This window comes from Betaproteobacteria bacterium (assembly GCA_016720925.1).
Lineage (GTDB): Bacteria > Pseudomonadota > Gammaproteobacteria > Burkholderiales > Usitatibacteraceae > UKL13-2.
In genome coordinates, this window is the sequence record JADKJR010000009.1 from 1 (window position 1) to 21800 (window position 21800).

The 21800-nt window shown below is 60.1% G+C and carries 16 protein-coding genes, 1 pseudogene and 1 riboswitch; of the genes and pseudogenes, 11 read left to right on the forward strand and 6 right to left on the reverse strand.

All coding sequences use genetic code 11. The features are described 5' to 3' along the window. Window positions 1–290: 290 nt before the first annotated feature. Entirely contained in the window at window positions 291–1070 is a 780-nt protein-coding gene (locus IPP88_14120) for a hypothetical protein (protein MBL0123801.1), read from the forward strand. A 52-nt stretch (window positions 1071–1122) separates the two neighbouring features. Here the strand turns inward: IPP88_14120 and IPP88_14125 are convergent, their stop codons facing one another. After that, window positions 1123–3000 carry a TonB-dependent receptor gene (locus IPP88_14125; protein ID MBL0123802.1) on the reverse strand — a complete coding sequence of 626 codons (1878 nt, stop codon included), beginning with the start codon at window positions 2998–3000 and terminating at the stop codon, window positions 1123–1125. A 111-nt stretch (window positions 3001–3111) separates the two neighbouring features. Further along, a riboswitch (cobalamin riboswitch) is annotated at window positions 3112–3335 on the reverse strand. A gap of 50 nt (window positions 3336–3385) precedes the next feature. Then, window positions 3386–5449: an EAL domain-containing protein gene (locus IPP88_14130; GenBank protein ID MBL0123803.1), complete on the reverse strand. Its 2064-nt coding sequence runs from the start codon at window positions 5447–5449 to the stop codon at window positions 3386–3388. A 145-nt stretch (window positions 5450–5594) separates the two neighbouring features. On the opposite strand from IPP88_14130, the gene IPP88_14135 reads away from it, so the two are divergent. The 8 genes from IPP88_14135 to IPP88_14170 all read left to right on the forward strand — a co-directional run bounded on the left by IPP88_14135 (window position 5595) and on the right by IPP88_14170 (window position 9966). Next, complete coding sequence (locus tag IPP88_14135) at window positions 5595–5804, forward strand: hypothetical protein (GenBank protein MBL0123804.1); 210 nt, start codon at window positions 5595–5597, stop codon at window positions 5802–5804. A gap of 38 nt (window positions 5805–5842) precedes the next feature. After that, entirely contained in the window at window positions 5843–6142 is a 300-nt protein-coding gene (locus IPP88_14140) for a cell division protein ZapA (GenBank protein ID MBL0123805.1), read from the forward strand. Window positions 6143–6422: 280 nt separating this feature from the next. Beyond that, entirely contained in the window at window positions 6423–6890 is a 468-nt protein-coding gene (locus IPP88_14145; GenBank protein ID MBL0123806.1) for an EVE domain-containing protein, read from the forward strand. Between the two features lie 37 nt (window positions 6891–6927). After that, window positions 6928–7275 (forward strand): CidA/LrgA family protein, encoded by a 348-nt coding sequence (locus IPP88_14150; protein MBL0123807.1) that lies wholly within the window; start codon window positions 6928–6930, stop codon window positions 7273–7275. Then, window positions 7176–7997 carry an LrgB family protein gene (locus IPP88_14155; GenBank protein MBL0123808.1) on the forward strand — a complete coding sequence of 274 codons (822 nt, stop codon included), beginning with the start codon at window positions 7176–7178 and terminating at the stop codon, window positions 7995–7997. The genes IPP88_14150 and IPP88_14155 overlap by 100 nt, the downstream gene beginning before the upstream one ends. Continuing rightward, window positions 7998–8810 (forward strand): sulfite exporter TauE/SafE family protein, encoded by an 813-nt coding sequence (locus tag IPP88_14160; GenBank protein MBL0123809.1) that lies wholly within the window; start codon window positions 7998–8000, stop codon window positions 8808–8810. A gap of 255 nt (window positions 8811–9065) precedes the next feature. After that, window positions 9066–9443, forward strand: a complete 378-nt coding sequence (locus tag IPP88_14165) for a DUF202 domain-containing protein (GenBank protein ID MBL0123810.1) — start codon at window positions 9066–9068, stop codon at window positions 9441–9443. Window positions 9444–9528: 85 nt separating this feature from the next. Next, window positions 9529–9966, forward strand: coding sequence for a two pore domain potassium channel family protein (locus tag IPP88_14170; GenBank protein MBL0123811.1), 438 nt, complete (start codon window positions 9529–9531; stop codon window positions 9964–9966). Window positions 9967–10029: 63 nt separating this feature from the next. On the opposite strand, the gene IPP88_14175 is transcribed toward IPP88_14170, so the two are convergent. Both IPP88_14175 and IPP88_14180 read right to left on the reverse strand, forming a co-directional pair. Further along, a complete protein-coding gene (locus IPP88_14175) occupies window positions 10030–11163 on the reverse strand; it encodes a M20 family metallopeptidase (GenBank protein MBL0123812.1) in 1134 nt (377 codons plus the stop codon). Beyond that, window positions 11160–11933 (reverse strand): TerC family protein, encoded by a 774-nt coding sequence (locus IPP88_14180; protein ID MBL0123813.1) that lies wholly within the window; start codon window positions 11931–11933, stop codon window positions 11160–11162. Before IPP88_14180 ends, IPP88_14175 begins: the two co-directional genes overlap by 4 nt. A gap of 78 nt (window positions 11934–12011) precedes the next feature. Between IPP88_14180 and IPP88_14185 the strand changes: the two genes are divergently transcribed. Further along, the gene (locus IPP88_14185) at window positions 12012–12332 is read left to right on the forward strand and encodes a hypothetical protein (protein ID MBL0123814.1); all 321 of its coding nucleotides are present in this window, start codon (window positions 12012–12014) and stop codon (window positions 12330–12332) included. Between the two features lie 111 nt (window positions 12333–12443). Here the strand turns inward: IPP88_14185 and IPP88_14190 are convergent, their stop codons facing one another. Next, window positions 12444–15782, reverse strand: a complete 3339-nt coding sequence (locus IPP88_14190; protein MBL0123815.1) for a hypothetical protein — start codon at window positions 15780–15782, stop codon at window positions 12444–12446. A gap of 226 nt (window positions 15783–16008) precedes the next feature. Here IPP88_14190 and IPP88_14195 point away from each other — a divergent pair, with 226 nt between their 5' ends. Next, the gene (locus tag IPP88_14195; protein MBL0123816.1) at window positions 16009–18123 is read left to right on the forward strand and encodes a hypothetical protein; all 2115 of its coding nucleotides are present in this window, start codon (window positions 16009–16011) and stop codon (window positions 18121–18123) included. Window positions 18124–19731: 1608 nt separating this feature from the next. Here the strand turns inward: IPP88_14195 and IPP88_14200 are convergent. Beyond that, a pseudogene (locus tag IPP88_14200) lies at window positions 19732–21753 on the reverse strand (dehydrogenase). Window positions 21754–21800: the final 47 nt, after the last annotated feature.

Here is a 21800-nt window from a genome sequence, read left to right on the forward strand (position 1 = left end):
TTCTATGAAAAGCTGGGATTTACCCAATCCGTCGTCGCAATGGAGCGTCCCGGCAAAGCCAGTTCCAGCAGTTAACGGAAATGTTGCCGGCACTTGTCGCCGTCGACACGCATCGAAAATTGGGCCCCGGCCCTGCGCCGGGACAACGGCCTTTGATATTCGGCGGTTCCACTTCCGGAAATGTCGCAATCCGTCGCCGTGTGTTGCAATTCCCTCCCGGTGGTATCGGTACAGGCGCGTTTGAAGATCTCACGCGCGCTCCAGCTCTTTCCGGAATCCCAATTGGATAGATGTCGCACCTTTTTCGCTGGGCTCGTTCTGGCTCTGCTCATCGCCTGCGGCGGGGGCGCGGGCGGTCCATCGAGCGTGGCCACGCCGCCGCCCGTGACGAACACGGCGGCCGACATCACGCTGCTATTCATGGCAACAGCCACACGTCGGTCAATAATATTCCCGGCATGGTGGCCGCCATGGTGCGTGCCGGCAAGCCCGGCAAAACGGTTGCCGCTATCGAAGCCCCCAGTTGGATGCATCTTGAAGAACGGGCAGGCGACGCCACATCGTTGGCGTTGCTCCAAAGCCAGCGCTGGAATTACGTCATATTGCAAGCACAAAACTACAGCTTGAGCGGTCAGACTCTCTATCCCACCACCGGCGCGGAAATGCTGGTGCGCTTGTCGCGCCAGGCGGGTGCGTTGCCGGTGCTTTTTCCAGAATGGCCGCGCATGGGGACCGCGGAAACGCAGATTATTATCGACAAATATGTGTCGATCGCAATGAAGGAACCGGCATGTGTACCGCCGATCCCGCAAGCGTTCGACCTTGCACGCGCACGATTTCCGGCCATCACGCTCCATAATCCCGATGGCAACCATTCCGCGCCGGCTGGCGCCTTTCTGGCCTCTCTGATCCTGTACGCCACGATCACCGGCGCGCCGCCCAGCGGCTTACCCGCACTGGCGATCACGGACGTCGCCGCCGATGTGCAGGAAAAACTGCGAGGTGTGGCAACGGAAATGGTACAGACCATTGCGCCCAGGCTCTGGTGCCCGGCGGACCGACCGGAGTAGCACTCGTCGCAAACGGGTGGGCAAGGCGCAGCGTGCCCACCTATTCACATTTCTAGAACGCCACGGCCCGAACGTTCAGAAACACCGACCGCGACGGCGTGTTGTAGCCCTGCGCGAGTTCGTATTTCTTGTCGGCGAGATTCTGTCCGACGAGTTCTACGCTCCAGGTTTTGTCGATGCGATAACGCAGATTGGCATTCACCACGGTGTAACCGCCCATGCGTGTGGCGGGGGCTTCGTTGCTGGAATCAAATCGTGCGCCACTGGCGACGATGTCGCCCGACACATCCCATTTGCCGAAATTTCGCGACGCGCTCAGTGAACCAAAGCGTTTGGCGCGTGAGCGAATTTGATCGCCGGTATCACGATCCTCGGGGCGTTGTACGGTGAGCGTGGCCTTGACGGTCATGCCGACGAAACTGGTGTCGGCTTGAATTTCCCAGCCACGAATGCGCGCGCGACTCAGGTTTTCCGGCAAATAGGTGATTGGCGCGGCGACGATGAGATCGTCAATCCGATTCTCGAAGTGCACCACATCAACGCGATATTTCTGCGCGCCGGTGCCACGTAGCCGCAGCCCCGCTTCCGCCTGATCGCTTTGCTCGGGCTTCAGATTGGGATTGTTGAATCCCGGGTAATAGAGATCGTTGAAACTCGGCGCGCGGAAGGCGCGGCCGACGCGCACGTAGGCGGAAATGCCCGGCGTGAGCGTGTAGCCGTAGGACGCTGAACCGGTATTGCGCTGGCCGAACTGGGCTTCTTCATCGCGGCGCAGCGTGAACTCGAATTGCGCGGGCCCGATCCTTTCGAGATAGCCGGCAAAAATCGAGGTGGTATCGCGTTTCTTTGCGTCGTAAGCGGTATCCGAAATGAGCTTCTCGCCGCGCCACTCGATGCCCGCCGTCATGTGCCCGACAGCGGTCTTGAATTCGTTGAACCAGTTCGCCTGGTTCTGCTCGGTTTTGAAATTGCCGGCGTAGGTCGAGGAGATGACGCTGTCGTCGGTGGTGCGGCCGATGATCAGTCGCGATTTCCAGTCGGGCGAAAACTTGTTCTCTGACGTGAGGTGATAACCTGACAGGGTCTGCTTGTTCGACGCGGGATCCGTTGGCCCGCTATCAAAATTGGTTTTGCCGCGCGACTGCCAGGCGGTGAATCCCACCACCTCGCCCTGCCACAGCGTATGGGTAAGCTTCACCAGCGCGTGGGTATTCTGATAGGGATCGCGATCGGGATTGTAGGTGTATGACCCCGCCGCCGGATTGGTGGCGGATTTCGATTTGCTGTCCTGATAGCCCGCGTCGAAGGTGAGCGCGGATTTACCCTCGGTGATCGAAAATCCGGCGTTTGCCCCCACCGTGGAATCGCTGCCGGCACCGATCGACGCGGTGAGGCGCGGCTTGCCGGACGCAGGCGCGCGCGTGAAAATCTGTATCACACCGCCGATGGCGTCCGAGCCGTAGAGGCCGGACAGCGGCCCTTTGACGATCTCGACGCGCTCGATCAGGTCGAGCGGAATATGCTCGAACGCGGTTGCGCCGGAGGAAGAGGCGCCGACGCGCAATCCATCGACCAGCACCAGCGTGTGCGCGCTATTGGCCCCGCGAATGAACACGCTGGAGGGCTGGCCCGGGCCGCCGGTGGCGCGGATTTCGAGGCCGGCTTTACGTTGCAGCAGTTCGGTCAGCGACGCCACGCCGGCGGATTCGATTTCATCGCGGGTGATGATTGCCGCCTGGGCCAGCGTGCTGTCCAGTGGTTGCGCCGTTCGCGTCGCGGTGATAACAACGTTATCGAGGCGGTTGGGCGGCTCGGTGATTTGTGCGTGCGCAGTGGTCGTGTAAGTGTAAGACAGGGAAAGGGAAACGGACAGGACAAGCGGAAAAAGCAGCGGTGATGCCGTTATTGCATTGACGTTCTGGGTTTTCATGGAAGTGGTTTTCTGAGGCGGCGAGCGTCCCCGCAAGCCGCGTGGTTCTTCATGCAGGTGCGATCAATAAATAAAACCGCGCTTGCACACCGGCCCACGCCGACTGTCGTGCATCGGGGCGAGCATGAAGGCCGGTTTCCGGACTGATGGATTGCATGCATGGCCTGCATGCGCTTGCGATGACCTTCCCGGATGAAACCTCTCACCCAGTGGTACCACCATCACAAGTAAACCAATCACCGTTGCGGGGGCAGTGCCCGAATCTTGCGGGCTTCCCGTTTAATTTCGCGGTCCCGTGCCGAGAATCGCGAAACACCTTGCACTGCAACATTGTACGTGAAGGCGCGCCCCACGTTGGCGGCGGCCCAAACCACGCGGCCAATCGTTACGGTTGCAGCCGGTGCCGATTCAACCACTGCAGCATCGCCCGCGGATCCAGCGGTTGCGAGACCAGGAATCCCTGGATGTAATCGCAGTGATTGTCTTCCAGAAATGTGAGCTGGGTCTGGGTTTCGACGCCCTCGGCAACGACCTTCAGGCCCAGGCTGGTGGCGAGGCTGATGATGGCGAGCGTAATCGCAACATCGTCCGGGTCCACCGGCACGTCGCGAATGAAAGAGCGATCAATCTTGATCTTGTCGATCGGATAGCGCTTGAGATAAGACAGGGAGGAGTAACCTGTGCCGAAATCATCCACCGCCAGCGAAATGCCAAGATCCTTTAATTGATGCAGCGTCCGGCTGGTCGCGTTCACATCCTCCATGAACAGGCTTTCGGTCAATTCCAGCTCTATCATCTCCCCGGAAACGCCGTGTTCGCGCAGTCGCGACGCGATATCCTCGACCAGATCTTTCTGCTTGAATTGCACCGCCGACAGGTTGATCGCGATGGGCACTGTGATGCCTTCGTCTGCCCATGCGCGCGCCTGGCGAACGGCCTCATTGATGACCCAGCGGCCGATCGGCATGATGAGTCCGCGATGCTCCGCCACAGAAATGAATTGATCGGGTCCGAGCAAGCCAAGTTCGGGATGCATCCAGCGAATCAGCGCTTCGACGGTGCTGACCACGCCGGTCTTTGCCATCACTTCCGGCTGGTAGTGGAGCAGGAACTCGACCTGCTTGATGGCTTTGCGGATGCCCGATTCCATGGCCAGCGCCTGGAACGCCGACTTGTTAAGGCTGGGTGTGAAGAACTGGAAATTGCTGCGGCCGCGATCCTTGGCGAGGTACATGGCGGCGTCGGCATTGCGAATCAGCGTGTCCGGCGTTTCACCATCCTTTGGAAACACGCTGATGCCGATCGAGCCCGATATCGACAGAATCCGTTCTTCCAGGGAAAACGGCTCGCTGATCGCTTCGGCAATTTTCTCCGCGACCGGGGCAATATCTTCCGCCGTCGCAAGATCGGTTACGACCACCACAAACTCGTCGCCGCCGAGACGACCAACCATGTCCGCGCCGCGCAGGCATCCCTGGAGGCGGCCGGCCACCCGCTTCAGCAGTTCGTCGCCCGCGAAATGTCCAAGTGAATCGTTGATGGTCTTGAAATTATCCAGGTCGATAAACAGGATGCCGACCAGGCAGTTCTGCCGGCGAGCCGACGACAGAAGCACTTGCAGGCGGTCCATCAACAGCGCGCGATTCGGCAAATGCGTCAGGATGTCGTGATGCGCCAAAAACTGGATGCGTGCTTCCGCCTGTTTGCGATCGCTGATATCGCGAATGGCCGTCATGCGCAGGGTTTTGCCGCCGCTGACGATATCCTTGCCGACCAGTTCCGCGGCGAAGCGCGTGCCGTCGGCACGCACCAGCGTCGCCTCGTAGGCGCGTTCAAATCCGGCGCGAATATTGTTCACGACCGTCTCAATGGATTCGGGCGCGATGAAATCGATATTCGGCCTTCCGATCAACTTGTCGACCGGCAGGTGAATCATGCGGGCGGCGGCTTCATTGCTGTCGACGATAATGCCCTTGTCGATGAAAACGATGCCTTCACTGGTGGCATCGGAGAATTTGCGCAAACGTTCTTCGCTATCGCGCAGCGCTTGCTCGCTCGCACGATATTTGGTGATGTCGTTGATGAGGACAAATGCGCCCTGCAGTACGGCGTGCGCATCGTAGTGCGGGACCAGCGTTACCTCGATCACGCCGGGTGCCCCGTTTGGGAAAATCAGCGGTCGCTCATAGCTGACGCTTTGCCCCTGCTTGACCTGGTCAATGTGGGGTTCAATCATCTTTGCGGCTGGCGCGCCGATTATCTCAACCAACGTTTTACCGATGATTGACGTGGTGTCGCCGGTATAGGTTTTGGCGTAGGCCGCGTTGGCAAATTCGCACCTTAGGCCGTCAATCGAATAGTAGGCAATCAATGCCGGCACATTGTCGGCGAGTAGCCGCAGCAGGGCAGACGAAGCGACCGGATTTCGGGTGTCGAGCGCGGGAGCCATTGAGCAATTCGTTGTTATGCCTGTAACCACTATAGATTTGTCTGCATCGCTGGTAAAGGCTATCGCCACGGTAAATTTCGACAAAACCTTCAATTTCGACGCTTAACCATTGACCAGACAGGGTTTTTTCGCTAAATTGCAGCGCATGGAACACGATATTCAACGCTTTGAGGACAAGCTCAATCACTTCGTCACGCTGTTTGCCCGTTTGCGCACAGAAAACAACGAGCTCAGGCAATCGATTGCCAGCAAATCCGACGAAGTGAAGCGATTGAGCGAAAAACTCGATCAGGCGAAAACCCGCATGGAAGCGCTGATCGCACAGTTGCCCGACATCGAAAGCGAACGCCTGTGAGTGAGCCCAAAGAGAGCAAGGGCGTGACCATCAACGTGATGGGGCGCGAGTTCCGCGTCGCCGCGCCTGGAGGCGAAGAGCGCCAACTGGTAGCATCGGTCGAATTTCTCAACAAAAAAATGCGTGAGATTCGCGACACTGGAAAAGTCGTCGGCAACGAACGCATCGCCATCATGGCGGCACTGAATATCGCCCACGAATTTTTGCAGTTGCAAGCGGGCGGCAAGGGCGCCAAAGCCGCGCATGCCAATGTCGATACCGAACTGGTCCGGCGCAAGATGGATGAGTTCGAGGGCATCATCGAAAAAGCATTGGCCGATCAGGAAAAGCTTTTCTAGTTTCGCGAACGACGGCCGCGCAACGCGACCTTTAAAGCGCTATGATGTACTTGTTGCATGGTGTTTGAGCGTTCGCTTAGGTCTTAGATCCTTTGAACCGATAGACGTAAGTCGATGGACGCTTACTCAAGCGATGCTGGTGTGCGCGTCCTACGCGGACGTACCTGAAGGCATCCGGTGAGCGACCGCCTTGAACCCAGGTTCAAGAGTGCGGGCTTAAGCGAACCCTCAAGCGCCATGCCATCCCGTCGCATTTTTTAACTCCCACTATATTCCTGTCATGGCCTGCTGGTTGATGAAATCCGAGCCGGAAGAATTTTCCATTGACGATCTCGTCAAGGCGAAGAATCAATCCGTGCCGTGGTTCGGCGTGCGCAATTACCTTGCGCGAAACTTCATGCGCGACCAGATGAAGGTCGGCGATGAAGTGTTGTTCTATCACTCGTCGTGCCCCGAACCGGGCATCGCCGGCCTCGCCCGCGTCGCCAGCGCGGCTTATCCCGACGATACGCAGTGGAACAGGAAGAGCAAATACTTTGACGCCAAGGCCACCCGCGAAAACCCGCGCTGGATGCTGGTGGATGTGAAGCTGGTCAAGAAAACGCGGCTGCTCTCCTTGACCGACATGCGCGCGCAGGCATCGTTGTCTGATATGGTCGTCCTGCAGCGCGGCAACCGGCTGTCGATCACTCCAGTGAAGCCGGCGGAATTGAAGGTGGTGCTTAAGCTGCTCGGGTCGACGTTTTGATCGGCATCGGCATCGGCGCGCGCGCGCGGCAATAACGATGATTCGCGGCCTCATCATCCTGCTCGGTTTCCAGGGCGTGGGGGAAATCATTTCGCGGCTGTTCTCATTGCCGATTCCCGGCCCGGTCATCGGCCTGGTGTTGCTGCTGGTGTTTCTGATCCGGCGTGGCAAAGTTGATGCGCCGATTGACACCGTCGCCTTGGCGCTGACCAAACACCTTGGGCTGTTGTTCGTGCCCGCTGCTGTCGGCGTGGTGATGTACTGGCCGCAACTCAAGACGCATTTATGGGCCGTGAGCGTTGCATTGATCGTCAGTGTGATTGCGACCATCGCGGCGAGCGCGGCGATATTGCGATTCTGGCCCGGCGGGAAATCGCCGTCGTGACGCCTGCGCTGCCCATCGCGGAAATCTGGGTATACCTTGCCGGCAGCCCGCTATTTGCGCTGTTGCTGACGCTGGCGGCCTACGAAGCCGGCGTAACCATTTATGAGCGCGCGCATCGGCAGCCGTTCGCGAATCCTGTCGCCATTGCGGTGCTCATTGTCGCGGCTGGCATCACTCTTATCGACATGCCATACGCAAAGTATTTCGAGGGCGCGCAATTCATTCACTTTCTCCTCGGCACGGCGACGGTTGCGCTGGCGGTGCCGATCTACCAATGCTGGGACGCGTTGCGCGGCAAAGTGGTGCCGCTGGTTGTCTCGCTGTTGTGCGGCGGCGCCGTGTCCATTGTGAGTGCGGTCAGCATCGCCCGCTTGCTGGGCGCGGACAGCACCATCCAGAAAGCGATGATGGCGAAATCCGTCACTGCACCCATCGCCATGGGCGTGGCCGAGCGGATTTCCGCGTCGCCAACTTTGACTGCCGTGTTCGCGGTGACCACCGGTATCATCGGCGCGATCGTCGCGCGCTATGTGCTCGATGCGCTGCGCATGCAGGCGTGGTGGCAGCGCGGCTTTGCGATCGGCGTCGCGGCACATGGCATCGGTACCTCACGTGCGCTGTCGATCAACGCCGAGGCGGGTGCCTTTTCCGGCTTGGCGATGGGCATGCATGGCGTGGCGGGGGCGGTGCTGATACCGCTCATCGCCGATTTGATCGTGTAAATGGATTTCGTCCAAGTGGACTTCGCCCTCTGGCTGATCTACCTCGGTGTCGGCGTGTTCGTCGGTTTTTTCGCCGGCCTGCTGGGCATTGGCGGCGGCGCGGTGATGGTGCCGATCCTGTCGCTCACGTTTGTGTCACAGGGCTTTTCGAGTGATCAACTGGTCCACATGGCGCTGGCGACCTCGATGGCGACGATCCTCCCTGGCGGCATCGCCAGCGCGTGGACGCACCACAAACATCACGCCGTCAATTGGCCAGTGGTAAAACAATTGCTGCCGGGCATTTTGCTCGGAACTTTTTCGGGCGCGGTGATCGCGCACTTTTCCAGCACCGCTTTTCTGAAGACGTTTTTCGTTTGCTTCATTTGCATCCTGGCGATGCAACTGTTATTTGACCTGAAACCGAAAGGCCGCCATGCCTTGCCAGGCACCGCGGGCATGCTGGCGTTCGGCATCGCCATGGGCGTCATCTCCAGCTTCGCGGGAATCGGTGGCGCGATCATGTCGATTGCCTTTCTCACCTGGTGCAACGTCCGTCTGCACGAAGCCATCGGCACCGCCGCGGCCATCGGCGTACCGCTCGCCTTCGCCGGAACGGTTGGGTTTGTCATTACCGGATTGTTCGACAAGGGCCTGCCGCCGTGGAGTATTGGTTATGTCTACGTGCCCGCGTTCGCCGGGATTGCCCTTACCAGCTTTCTTGTCGCGCCCCTAGGTGCCAAGCTCGCGCATCGCCTGCCGGTGGCGGTGCTGCGCAGGGTGTTCGTGGTGTTCCTGCTGGCACTGGTGTTGAAGATGGCGGTGTCCGTCTAGCTGGAAATCGCGGCGGCTCTCATTTTGAGCGCAACAGGAAGAATGGCTGGGAACTTAGGTGCGCTCGTGGCGACGAAGTCATGTTGCCGCTTTGGGCGATGCCGTTTGTGGTCCCATTGAATTACAGCGCGGGTGTAAGCTCTTGTCCATCACGATTTCCTGTTGGCATTTCCATGGAATGCCCGAGGCGCAGTGTGGATTGTTGCTGCAAATCCATGCGCCCGGCTTTGCATTTGGTACAAAGGTGACAACAACATGTCTGACCTGAATGATCCAAGAGTGTTCTTTGCGGCCGAGCGCACGTTGCTCGCCTGGAATCGCACCAGCCTGGCACTGATGGCGTTTGGCTTTGTGATTGAACGCTTTGGCCTGTTTGTCTACATGATCTTGCCGCAGAAAGGCGAGGCACTCCAGCGAGGCCCTTCGTTCTGGATTGGCCTTGCGTTCATGCTGCTGGGCGCGCTCACTGCCGCCCTCGCTGTCGTTCAATACCGCACCGTGCTTCGCACCCTTAAGCCCATTGAGATCCCGGAGGGTTATCGCGTCAATCTGGGGGTGCTCACGAACCTGGTTGTCGCCGCGCTGGGCATTGCACTGGTCGTCTATCTATACTTTCAAGGGACGAGTTTGTAGCGTGATCGGGTTGCGACAGCTCGACAGAGGCAGCACCCGCGATCATCCTTTGTCCGGATGACCGCAATCCACACGAGGCTGAATAATGGTATTGGTTGGCATCTGCTGTGTTGTGCTACTCGTGCTCACCACAATCATTCACTACGAAGTCCTGCGTTTGTTGACGATCGCCCTCCCGGCATTCGGAATTCCCGCACGAGCCAAGTTGATTGTTGTTATCCTCAGCGCATTCTTCGCGCACGCCGCGGAAATAGTTTTGTACGCAATCGCCATCTACCTGCTCGCAGAATACGCAGGCGCCGGGACGCTGGGTGATGCCAGCCGTTTTTCACTGACGCAATGCCTGTACTTCTCGGCGGAGACGTACTCTTCGCTTGGCTATGGGGATGTCGTTCCTGGCGGAGACCTGCGATTGCTCGCTGGTGTGGAAGTGCTGAACGGTCTTCTGTTGATCGGGTGGTCCGCCTCCTACACCTACATCGCGATGGAGCGTTTCTGGAGTGATGGCAGCGAGAATAAATAAAGCGCTCGGGGCACTGCCTGGCGACTCATCAGGTATGCCGGGGCGGGCAGCAGAGCGATTGCCTTAAATCCCGTTCCACTCGCGCATGATGCGCTCGAAAATCTCCACCGACTGATCGATGCGATTCATTGAACACCATTCGTCTGTCTGGTGCGCGAGCTCGGGTTGTCCCGGTCCGATGATGACGGTGGGCGCCACGCCTCCATAGCCACGCTTCAAGTCCGCACCGTCGGTGGAAAACATAATGGTCTTCGGCGTAGGCCGGCCATCAATGTACGGCGCGGCCACGCCATACACGCTTTCAATCCACTCATCTGGCTCGGAATACAAGGTCGGCGTATCGACTAATTTTCGAACTTTCCCCACATCGCCGATCAGGGTCTGGATCGAGTGACACAAGTGCACGTGGTCAATGCCCGGCACGGTGCGCACATCCACCGTGAGCTTGACCGAGTCCGGCACCGAATTGGTATTGAGTCCGCCGTGAATGGTGGCGATATTCAGGGTCGGCGTGCCCATGACGTGATGGCAATCGACGCCGCACTGGTGTTGCCAGTCGAAGTGCTCGAGCTGGTCGATCACTTTGTTCATTTTGAGGATCGCGTTTTCGCCCTGCTCGGGCATCGAGCCGTGCGCGGTCTTGCCTTTGGTCTCGATCTCCACCCACATCAAGCCTTTGTGGCCGATGTAGGGATAGTTGGCGGTCGGCTCGGCGACGACGATAGCGCCGGCACGGTCGAGCAGCTTCTGGTCAGCCAGATACTTGGCGCCCTCGCAGCCGACTTCTTCGGACGCGGTAAGCACCAGCACAATGCCAGGAGAATTTTTCAGGAATGGCGCCAGCTTGATTGCTGCGACCACGAACGCGGCAATGCCGCTTTTCATGTCGGTCGAGCCGCGCCCGTACAAGCGATCCCCATCGGTTTCGCCGGTGAACGGATCCTTCGACCACGTCGCCATGCCCAACGGCACGATATCGATATGGCCGGTAAAACAGATCGGCGGTTTTTCCTGTCTGCCGCCGATGGTCGCGACCACGCTGGTGCGAGCATCCGCGAACTCGTGATACTTCACCTCGAATCCGGCCGCTTCCAGCAGCTTGCCGAGATGCCGCGCGCAATCTCGCTCCATGCCCGGCGGGTTGATGGTGTTGAAGTGCAGCAGATCGCGCGTGAGTTGAAGCGGCTGCGTGCTCATGTTATCGCCCGTCCATGAGCCAGTTTGCGCGCTTTCCTGCGGCGGCGCATCCAGTGATTCATCGCCTCCACCACCACCGAGAAACCGAGCGCGAAGTACAAGTATCCCTTGGGAATCTTCATGCCAAAACCGTCGGCGACGAGGAACACGCCAATCAGCAGCAGAAACGCCAGCGCCAGCATTTTGATGGTTGGGTGCGCAGAAACGAAATCGGACAGCGGACCGGAAGCGACCAGCATGATAATCATCGCCGCCACCACTGCCACCACCATCACCCACAGCGTGTCGGACATGCCGACCGCGGTAATCACCGAGTCAAGCGAGAAGATGATGTCGACGAGAGCAATCTGCACGACGATGGACGCAAATGCCGGATAGACCTTGGCCGCGTCGTCGCGCACGGCTTCATCTTCATCCTCATCACCCTCCACCGTATCGTGCATCTCGCGCACGGCCTTCACCAGCAGGAACAGGCCGCCCCCAATGAGAATCAGATCGCGCCACGAAAAACCCTGGCCGTAGAGCATGAATAGCGGCTCGGTCAGCTTCACGATCCATGCCAGCGTCGCCAGCAATAACAGGCGCGTGCCGAGAGCCAGCCCCAAACCGATCTTGCGGCCCAGCGGCCGCTGGTGCGGCGGCAGGCGGTTGGTGAGAATGGCAAGGAAAACGATGTTGTCGATGCCCAGCACGATTTCGAGCGCGGACAGCGTGACGAGCGACAACCAGATTTGCGGGTTGGATACCCACTCGAAGGCAAAAAATTCCATTTTCTTGGAACGGCTATTGAACCGCGTTGACTAAAGGCGCATCTTACCAAACGTGTGTTTCGATTTCTGGAGGTTTCAATGGAACAACGATTGCAATGGTTGTTAGGAGTCGCGCTGTTACTCGGCGCGTGCGCGCAGCCCGGAACGGGAATGTACCGGCCCGACCTGAACGACGATGTCGTTGCGCGTGTGTCGCCGGGGCAGAGCGGCATGGAAGTCTCGGCATTGCTTGGCACACCTTACCGCCAGATACGATTCGACAATTTGAAAGCGACCGCGTGGGACTATCGTTTCCGCGATACGTGGGGATACTGGGTGGACCTCAGCGTGATGATGGGCGATGACGGTCGCGTGGCGAACAAGGTATTGGTCCGGATCGAGCCCCCGGACAAGGACTGACACAGCGAAACTCCAGCACTGGTGCGGCGTTCGGGGCATTTATGGCTGGCGAGCCGCACTGGTACTGGAGTTTAGCTAAATCGTCAGAGAGTTCCGTCATTGACGCCGTGTTCAATTCAAGCGCTGCCCCGCGCGAGCCTTGACCGCTGCGATATCGGCAGCCGTGATGCTGCCCGAGGTGTTCAGGTCAAACATGAAATTCGCGTCGATCGCGGTGTGACCTGTGCGCGCTTTCATGCCGCTGCGATCGCCGGCATCCACGGATTGTGAACTATTGACGTCACCGACAAGAAACCCGATCGACGCGGAAACATCAACGAGGCCGTTGATGCCGGCAAGCGATATTTTGACGCGCCGATTATCCGCAACGCCTGTCAGGTTGACCACGATCTCGTTGCCTGAGTGCGTCTCCGATACGGCCCCGATCGGATTGGCGACAGCATCGCGCGCACTCACGCCGCCTACCGTCACCACCGGCCCATCGAAGCGAAATACCAGACTATGGCCGCTGCCGACGGCGCGCGGCTCAACCGTCACGTTGTCCCCGATGGCCACCGTATGGTTGATCGGCAATTCGAACGTCCCGGCGCTTGCATGCGTCTTACGGGAAACTACCTGGGTCAGCGAGACCGGGCCGGCAACGACGGGCTGCAAAGCCAGGTCGAGATCGGTGACTTCCGGCGGTACGCCAACCAGTGCGCTGATCCTGCTGGCATATCCCGGGGCGCTCACTTTCACGTACCAGCAACCAGTGACCACGTTCCAGCCGTAGCGGCCATCGACGCCGGTGACCTGCGGATTGACATCAGGCGACATCTGCGCGGGCGCAAAGCCGGGCTGTTCGAACACCCCCGTGTCCGGCGCGCTGCCGGTCCAGAGCAAGCCGCCGCGGGTATCGATGGTGCGGCAGTTGCGCGTCAGCGTCGGCGTATCGGGCAGGCCGGGAATCTGGCGGTACAACGACACGGTCGCACCGCCGATCGGCAGCCCGGTGGTGGCGTCGGTGATGATGCCGCTGGGGTCGTACAACTGCGGCGTGCCGAGGTCATCACCCCCTCCTCCACCTCCGCCCCCACCGCCGACGCAGTTGGTGGGGAAGAGGCCATTGCCGTCGCCGTTAAAGGCGATACAAGGGCGGTGTGCATCCCAATCGGGATAAATTTTCTGTGGCACACCGGGGATGGAGCCGGCGCCGGGAATCTGCCCTTTCCAGAAGCCATAGTCGGTACCCGCCTTTGTCATCGAAGGGGGCGTTTGTGCCGGCGCCCGCATCGTGACATTGTCCGCCCGCCGGGCGGATATGACGGGCTCATTCTGGTTCGGATCGAGTGTCAACTGGGTGATGTTGTAGTAGCGGCCGTTGAACTCCTGTCCTAAATAGACCGTGCGCAAGTTGCCGCAGGGCTCCATCTCGGGTGGGCAACTGATGCGCGTGCGAAGACTAATGACGGTGGTGGCAATATCCGAGCGCTTGAGCATGATGTTGCGGGTACCGTTCTGGTTCTGAATCGTCGTGCCGCCACCGCCGCTAATGCTGATCGTCGTGCTGCTGAGCGCGCTTGCGGCCTTCACATCAATCGGCGCGACATGGGTAAAGCTGGCCGCCGACGTGCCGCTCACGCTGCCGCTGATCCGATAGCGGCCGATCTTTGTCGATGCGCCAACCGTGACACCGAAATGCAGGGCGCGTAAACCGCCAGGAGCAATGGCTACGGCACTTGCGAAATTCCATGTCAACGTGCGGCTGCCAGTCGCGGTGTTGTCACTCACGAGCGGGTTGGTGGTGGCGATTCCGGTACTCGACCCATCCTGATAGGTGAAGTCGATCGGAATGGTCACTTGCATCGAGAATACGCTGATCGCGGCGGTGGTCGGGTTCACCATTTGCACGGTGTAGCCATTCACATCGTTACGCAGCGATGAAGCGGCATCTGCCTTGGCCTGTAGCAGTAGCGCCGCTGCCGGCTCCGCAATAGTTATCTGGCCCAAACCGGCGAAAGCGGCGAAAGCAGGGTACATGCTGCCACTGCCGCCGCTGGTGTTGCCGGACACGTTGCCCTCGGCGGTCACGATGGCAAATCGGTCGCCGGCGCGTGGCGAGAAAGCCGCCCCGCGATCCACGATCAAGCCGCCGGCCAGGCTGACTGAACCATTGGAGTTCAGGCCCGCGCGCTTGACCACGTTCATCGTGCCGAAATCGGTTCCCGGTGTGGTGCCATTGATCGTCACCGCCAATGATCCCCTCGCGGTCTGCGTGTAGAAATTGCTGACCCGGAGCGCACTGTCGAGCCTGACCGTGCCGCCATCGTTCTCGATTCCGCCGACCACGTCGTACAACCCATTGCCGCCGCCGCTCAGTTCGCCGCCATACAGATAAATTTGGGTTGCATCAAGGCTGCAGCACTTGGTCGCGCCGGCGATCCTGCCGCCGTTGAGGCGAAGCAAGCCGGCGTATTGCTTGTACGGACTCCAGGCCGTCCACAGCGTGCCGCTATTGATCATAACGGTGCCGTGGTTATCGAAGCCGGCGGTCTCGAATCTCACGGTGCCGGTGTGGCTGGCGTTGATCGTGCCGTAGTTGGTAAAGGCCATGCTGGAGCCGCCAAACTGTAAACCGCTGTCGAAGGTCGTATCTGCCGTTGACGAAGCGGCTTGCAGGTTCAGGGTGCCATGGTTGGTCCAGCTCACGGCGCCGACCGAAAGTGGCCCGATACCGGACCATGTCAGGGTGCCGCTGGTGACGAGTGCCGTGGCGAGGCTGTTGCCACCCCCGGTCAGCGTCGAGACAGAGCCTGCCGCGAGGATCAAAGGCTGCTTGGTGATAGACGAGATTGCGCTCTGGTTCCAACTTAGGGCGGTGGTCACGGTCAGCGGCGCGTTTAGACTGATCTGCGCGTTTTGCAGGTTCAGCGTGCCGACGTTGTGTACGCCGACGTCGAATACCATCGAGCCATTGGATCCCGGCGGTCGAGACACCGACACCGAAACGAAACTGTCGGCCGTCAGCGCGGGGTCGGTCAGCGTGAGGACCGTCCCCGATGCGACCGACGCCTCCAGCACCGGCAAGCGCGAACCAACGGTACTGAAGCTGCCGCTGAATTGCGTGGTGATCGACGTGGTCCCGGTCACATCGAACGCACCGTTGCCGGATACCGTGCCGCTGCTATTGAAAGTAAGTGATTTGGCCGGGGCGGCGGCGTTGACCGTGAGCGTGTTCCCAAACCCCAGATTGGTGATGGTCACATCATCCGCGGCCGTTGGCACCGCCCCGCAGCTCCATTTGGCGGCATCGTGCCAATCGCCGCTGCCGCCAGTCCAGTTGCACGCCGCCGCCAGGGCCCCCGACGACATCGTAAGGGCCATCACCAGCGGGAGCGCCCGGTATCGCCCGGTCGCATTGGCTCCACGCATGGCCGGCGCGATAAGCGCGACCAATCGAAAAATATTCACGTCGACATCCTTTCATTTGTATCGACCGGCCAACCGATGGCCATGGGCGAAGGCTCGATGAATAATAGTCAACGTCATCCCACACTAATCCCACACAAGTCGAATCCGGTAACAGGGCGGGCGTTTCGAGGGCCGATATCTGTCAACGCAAGGCACGGGCCGGTGCGGTTCCACTGGATGATGGCTCGCTATAATCGGATACATCGATCGCTTCGCGGCATACGCAATGCGCGGTCACCCGTTGGCCACGCTTGGCCGTCATCAATTTCTGGACATTGCCTTGCCTGCCCGTCCCAACAACGTGACGCCCCTCCGGGTCATCCGCGCCACCGGCACGACGTGGCGCCACCCGTGGCCCGCGCTCAATGCGGTCCTGCACGATTCGCTCGATCGCGAGCCGGAAACGCTTGCCCAGCTTGAGCGCGAGTTCCAAGCAGTTCGTGCCGATGGCGAGGATGCAGCCGAGGCAAGAGCGGTGATTGCGGCGTTGGGCGCACAGATCGTCGTCTCTGCCTATGGTGACTTTTCTCCACTGCGCCGGTGGGTGGACCGAATCCTGCCGGCCATACATCAGGTTCCCGCCGACCCGATGGCGCGTCTGCAATTGGCCAGCGGCCTGATGTGCGCCTTCGATCACGCGGGTGAGCGCGTCCTGTCGCGTGAACATGGCGAGCGCATCGGCCGCATGGGGCGCGAGGCGCTTCTTGAGCTGGCGGATTTTTCGTTTCCGTCGCTGGTGATTGCCGCCTACGAACAGCTTCCCTCGCACTACGCGCATACCGGTGAGAACGCGCACGCGAGTTATTGCATCGCACAGCTCGAACTGCTTGCCACGCATGCCGCGGTGGACGAGCGCATCGCGGCGCGGTCGCTGTTCTGGGCCGCGGGTGCGCTGCGATTGCTCGATGAAGTGGAGCGCGCACAAGTTCTCTATGCGCGCGCCGCCGAGGCCGCCGCCCGCACAGGCTGGCGCTGGCTCAATTTTCAGCAGACCGCGCACAACGGACGATCCGCCTGGGACCGGCGCGATGCCGGCGCCGCGCGCAAGGTGCTGGCCGAGCTTGAGGCGCTGCTCGACAAGAACCACCCGTACGAAGTGCGTGAGTATCATCATCTGGCCGGCTGGTTGGCGATTATCGAAAATGACCCGCGCTGTTCGGAACAACATCACCGGCTGGCGCTCGAAGCCATGGAGCGCGGAGCGGCACCGCCCGAACACCGGTACCTTTCCAGAAGCGGCATTGCGCATGCATTGGTCGCGCAAAAGAAATTTGCCGAGGGCATCGACTGGCTGCGTGATCCGCCCGCCAGCGAACCGCGCCTCACTGCAGTCTACGAGGCGACGGTCGCGCTGATTCGGGCGCGCGCGGCGTGGAGCGAGGGCCGTCATGCCGACTACGCCACCGAACTCGCACGCGCATTTGCACAAGCGCGTGAATTCGAGCTGGTGCGCGTGTTCCTGAATTTACCGATGGAACTGGCGGAAATGTGCGCGGATGCGCTTGAGAAAAATATTGAACCCGAATTTGTCCAGAAACTTCTCGCACGACGCGGCCTGACGCCCCCCGGCAATGCCGGTAGCACTTGGCCGTGGCCGATTCGCGTCTCCGCCATGGGCGTTTTCGCGCTCAGCATCGACAATCAGGCTGCGGATGCCGGCCAGCGCGGCAATGATCATCGGCTGAACCTGCTGAAGCTGCTGGCCGCAAACGACGGCAAAGCGCTGAGTGTGCAGCGCGTGATCGATGCTCTTTGGCCCGATGCCGTGGCCGACAATGGTCGAAAGTCATTCGACATGGCGCTCTCGCGTTTGCGGAAACTGACGGGCCGCGAGGGGCGCGATGACGCTTTCCTGATTCAGGAGGGCAAGCTGCTGGCTGCCGGCAACCTGGTATGGATGGATGCCGCGGCCTTTGTCGCGCTCACGGATCGGGATGTTTCAGCCATCGATCCCGCGCAACTTACCCGGCACGCCGATCAACTCATCCGATATTACCAGCGCGGTTTTCTCGATGGCGAAGCGCAGGATATTTCGTGGCAGCTCGAACCGCGTGAGCGTTTCAAGCTGCGCTTCACCCGCGCGGCCGGCGCAGTTTCATCGAGGCTCTTTGCCGTGGGTGAGCATCAGGCCGCCGTTCGCACGCTGGAGCATGCGCTGGAGGCCGAGCCTCTCGCGGAGAACCTGTATCGCAAACTGATGCAAATCCACGCCAATCAAGGCAGCCACGCCGAGGTGCTGCGCGTCTACCGGCGCTGCCGCAAGATGCTGTCGGTATTGTTGTCGGTCAAACCATCGGCAGAGACAGAAGCGCTCGCGCGCCAATGCGGGAGCAACGAATAGCGGCGGTCGCTCGAATGGATTTTCACCATTCATAAAGTGAAACTCTAAATCCGGCGCGCTTTTCAGGCGCGCCTTTGGCTGAAAAGCCTCGCCAATGCTGGAGTTTCAATCGGGGGTACTTCTATTTGCTCTGTCTTGCTGGCGGAGGGCGGTACCCAGGTTTTTCTAGGTTAATGAGACATTGAGAAAATTGGGCCAAGCCACCGCATTGGCTTGGCGTACAGCAGGCGCAGAGCGAGGTTCTGCGAATTCCCCGCCACACCCCCGGACTAAATCCTGATCTCTTCCCAGAATCGATAGTGCTGGACACGGGAGATCTTGCCGCAGTTTGCCTCATCTGGGCCTTCCACTCGGCTTGCTCGAAATAGAGCGTGCACGCTGCCTCGGGATGCTGGCGACCGAGCTTGTTCAAGTGATAGATACGCCATGCCACGACCAGGTCGATAGCCAGGCAAGCTTCGAGTCGTCCTTCCTGTCCCAGCTGACGCTATTCGATGCGACAGCCGCTCTTCAGCGTCCGATGCAACACTTCGACGCCCGGCGGCGCGCATACCACCGCAACTTCTCCTGCGCCTGTTCGAAGCGGGTGGCCCGCAGCGTCGTGAGCAGTAGCCATTCGAGCGGCTTAACCCCTGCGGAGGCCTGTTGCTCCTGCGCGTGGACGGCCTAAAGGGAAATCGCCGGCGCGCCTTTATGCCCGCTAGAACTAAGCATTCTCCGTGTTCAGCGAAAAATGTGGGGCATGATCAGGGCAAAGTCGGGGGGCTCCCGCTAACGCTAGAGCTGCAGTTGGGAGGTAGTGATTGATCAAGAATTGGCGGCTGGCGCCGTCTGGATTCGCTTACTCGCTTGACACGGGACCAGCAGTCAAGACGTTACGGTGCCGGTGAGCAGGCGTTGGACAAGCCTCAATGAAAACGGGCACTCCCGACATCAACAATTTGCCACCCTGATTTCGACAAATATGTATGCCGCGTTCAAACGTGGGTGGGTGAGATTGTCAACAAGTGTTTCAGGGCTTGATTTTGTGTTTTTCTTCACAGCGTTCGTGCCACCGCCGGCAGAAGATGGGTTCGTTGCTGATCACGCAACAAATTAGAGAATGAAGAGGCCGCACTAAGACGTTACAGCATGGAAGGCGTACTCGCAGTACCTCTCTGGCTTGGGATTCCGGAGAATGAAAGGGCACCGGTTGGTGCCCTTTTTTTGTCCGAGGTCAGCGCGGGTTTATCCCGCTGCGTGACAATGTGCTGACTGCGCAATACCCGCCTGTGATTGCCGGTGCCGTCGCATACTCCAACCAAATGGTCTGCGTTGTGCGGGGTACAAACCCTAGCACTGGTGCGCCCCCCGGCAAAAAAATGCCCGGAACGCCTCGCCCACGCTGGAGTTTGGCATTTATGTCACGAATATTGTCTGGCTCCCAGTCCCCATGCGCCAAGCTGTCGGCAATCATCATCCGCCTGTCGCGCGGGCGGTCGCTTTCCGTCGTCGGGCCGGTGCCTTGGCCGCCGTCGGTTTCGCCTTCCGAACCTTTGCCGCTGCGCCATTCGCATTGACCACAGTGGGCGCCTTCGTGACCTTGGCGCGGGCCCCCGCTTGCTTGGCCCGTGCGGCCAGCGCGAGTTCGCGTACGCGCGCAATGTCTTCGTCGCTGAACACGCCGTTGACTCCCGAGATCGCCGCCAAGGTCATGCCGTGCTTCAGGCCCATCTGGTAAATCTCGCGCACCTTTTCCCATTCAATGGCGCGGCCGACGGTGAAGTTCTCGAAGCGTCCTTCCAGCGCCAGCACGATGGTCTCGGCGAGGCAGGCGTAGGCGACGTTTTTCGGCAGACCGATATTCTTCATTTTTACGTCGCCGGGCAACAGGATCTCGCCGGATTCAATCACCAGCACGTCGGGACGCTTGGCAACTTCCGACGCTGGCAGGTCAAGCGGGCGGGCGACGTCGGTGATCACGCAACCAGGCTTGACCTTCATGATATCGAGCACCTTCTTGCCCGCGCCCGAGGTGGCGGTGACGATCATGTCCATCGCGGCGATGTGGATGTCGGCCTTCGATGACAGCACGACCTTGGCATCGGGCGTTTCGTGCAGGATGGATTCCTTCAGCGCCAGCAGCTTGGCAGTCTCAGGCGAAACCAAAGTGACCTCGTCGGCCGCGCGTACCAGCAGCCGTGAGCACGCCGCACCGATGGCGCCGGTGGCGCCGACCACCATGGCCTTGAATTTCACGCGCGCCTTGCCCTTCGGCGGCGGCAACAGGCCCAGGCGCAGCAGCGCGTCGTGCGCCGCCCACAACGCGCCCGAAGCGCTGTAGCTGTTGCCGGTGGTGATCGGCAACGGCGCGCGCCGCGCCACCGTGACGCCGGCATCGCCCACCACCTTGGTGAAGGCGCCCAGGCCCATGATCTGCGCGCCCAGCCGCCTGGCCATGCGGGCGGCATCAAGCAGCCGGCGGTAGGTGAATTCGGGGCTGTGGCCCATGATCTCGCGCGGCGTGCCGCCCACGGAGATCAGCCAGCCTTCGGCCTCCACGCCGGTGGGAGAGCGGATGCCTTCAACCCTGGAATAGACAAACGGCGGCGCGTAGGCCATCAATTTCTCGATCGAATCCATCAGCAGCGGCGGTGATACCCGCGACAGCATCTCGATCGGTTTGATCTTCTTGAAATACTCCTGCGACAGCGGATGGATCACGAAGGCGAAGCGGTTGACCCGCTTGACACCGTTGGGATAGAGGATGCGCGGCTGCATCTGCAGGGACGTGATGATTTCGAGGTAGTCGTCGTCGAGGATTTCGTCGCTGTCCTTGGCGGTGGCAGCGAGGATCATCGCATCGAGCAGGTCAGGGCTGAGCACGTGCCCATCCATGGCAAGCGAGCCGTCAACCACCATGTGCACGCCCTTGTCCCCGAAGCGCGCCAAACGTTCGTCATTGACGGTGGACGTGATGATGGTTTTGCCGGCCAGGTCTTCGAGGTCGAAGTCGTCAAGCTCGTGCACCGGTGCGACCACCACGCTGGCCGATTGCATCGCCTTGCGCAGCACGAATCGCGTCCATTGCTTGAGCAGCGTTGTCGGGATCACTTGCGGCGGCGTCCAGTCGGAGACATAGTGCGCGCCGCTGGCGTACAGGGTCAACGCATCCAGCGACGTGAGCAACTTCGGCACGCATAGCTGCAGCAGCGGGTCGGCGAACTGCAGGTTTTCGGTGTACTCGGCCATTGACGTGGCCAGCCGGTGATTTGCCATGCCGGAGAAAAACAGTACCTTCGCATTGTCGAAGTAATGGGTGAGTTCGATCTGCGTGTGACGTACCGCCCATTCGAGGAAAATTTCGCCCAGCCGCGCCCCGCTGGTCACGGGCACATGGGTAGCAACCGCCTGTAGCCGCCCGCCATCCTTTTCCACCGCGCGCCCCGCGCCGATATGGCAGCTTTCCTTTACCAGGCCGAAACCGATCGCGTCGGCACGCTTGTTCCAATACCGGGCGAGCTTGACCGCCTCGGCCATGCTGCCATCTGTCCCGCGGCGGCGCACGCGCATTTCGACGCCGAGGAAGCGGGTTTTGAAGTCAAAATCCTGGGTTTTTGAACCAAGACTGATGCTGATCACATTCTTCATGGAGTTTTGGGGCCAAAGTAGAGACAGTTGAAGCCTAGATAATGGAG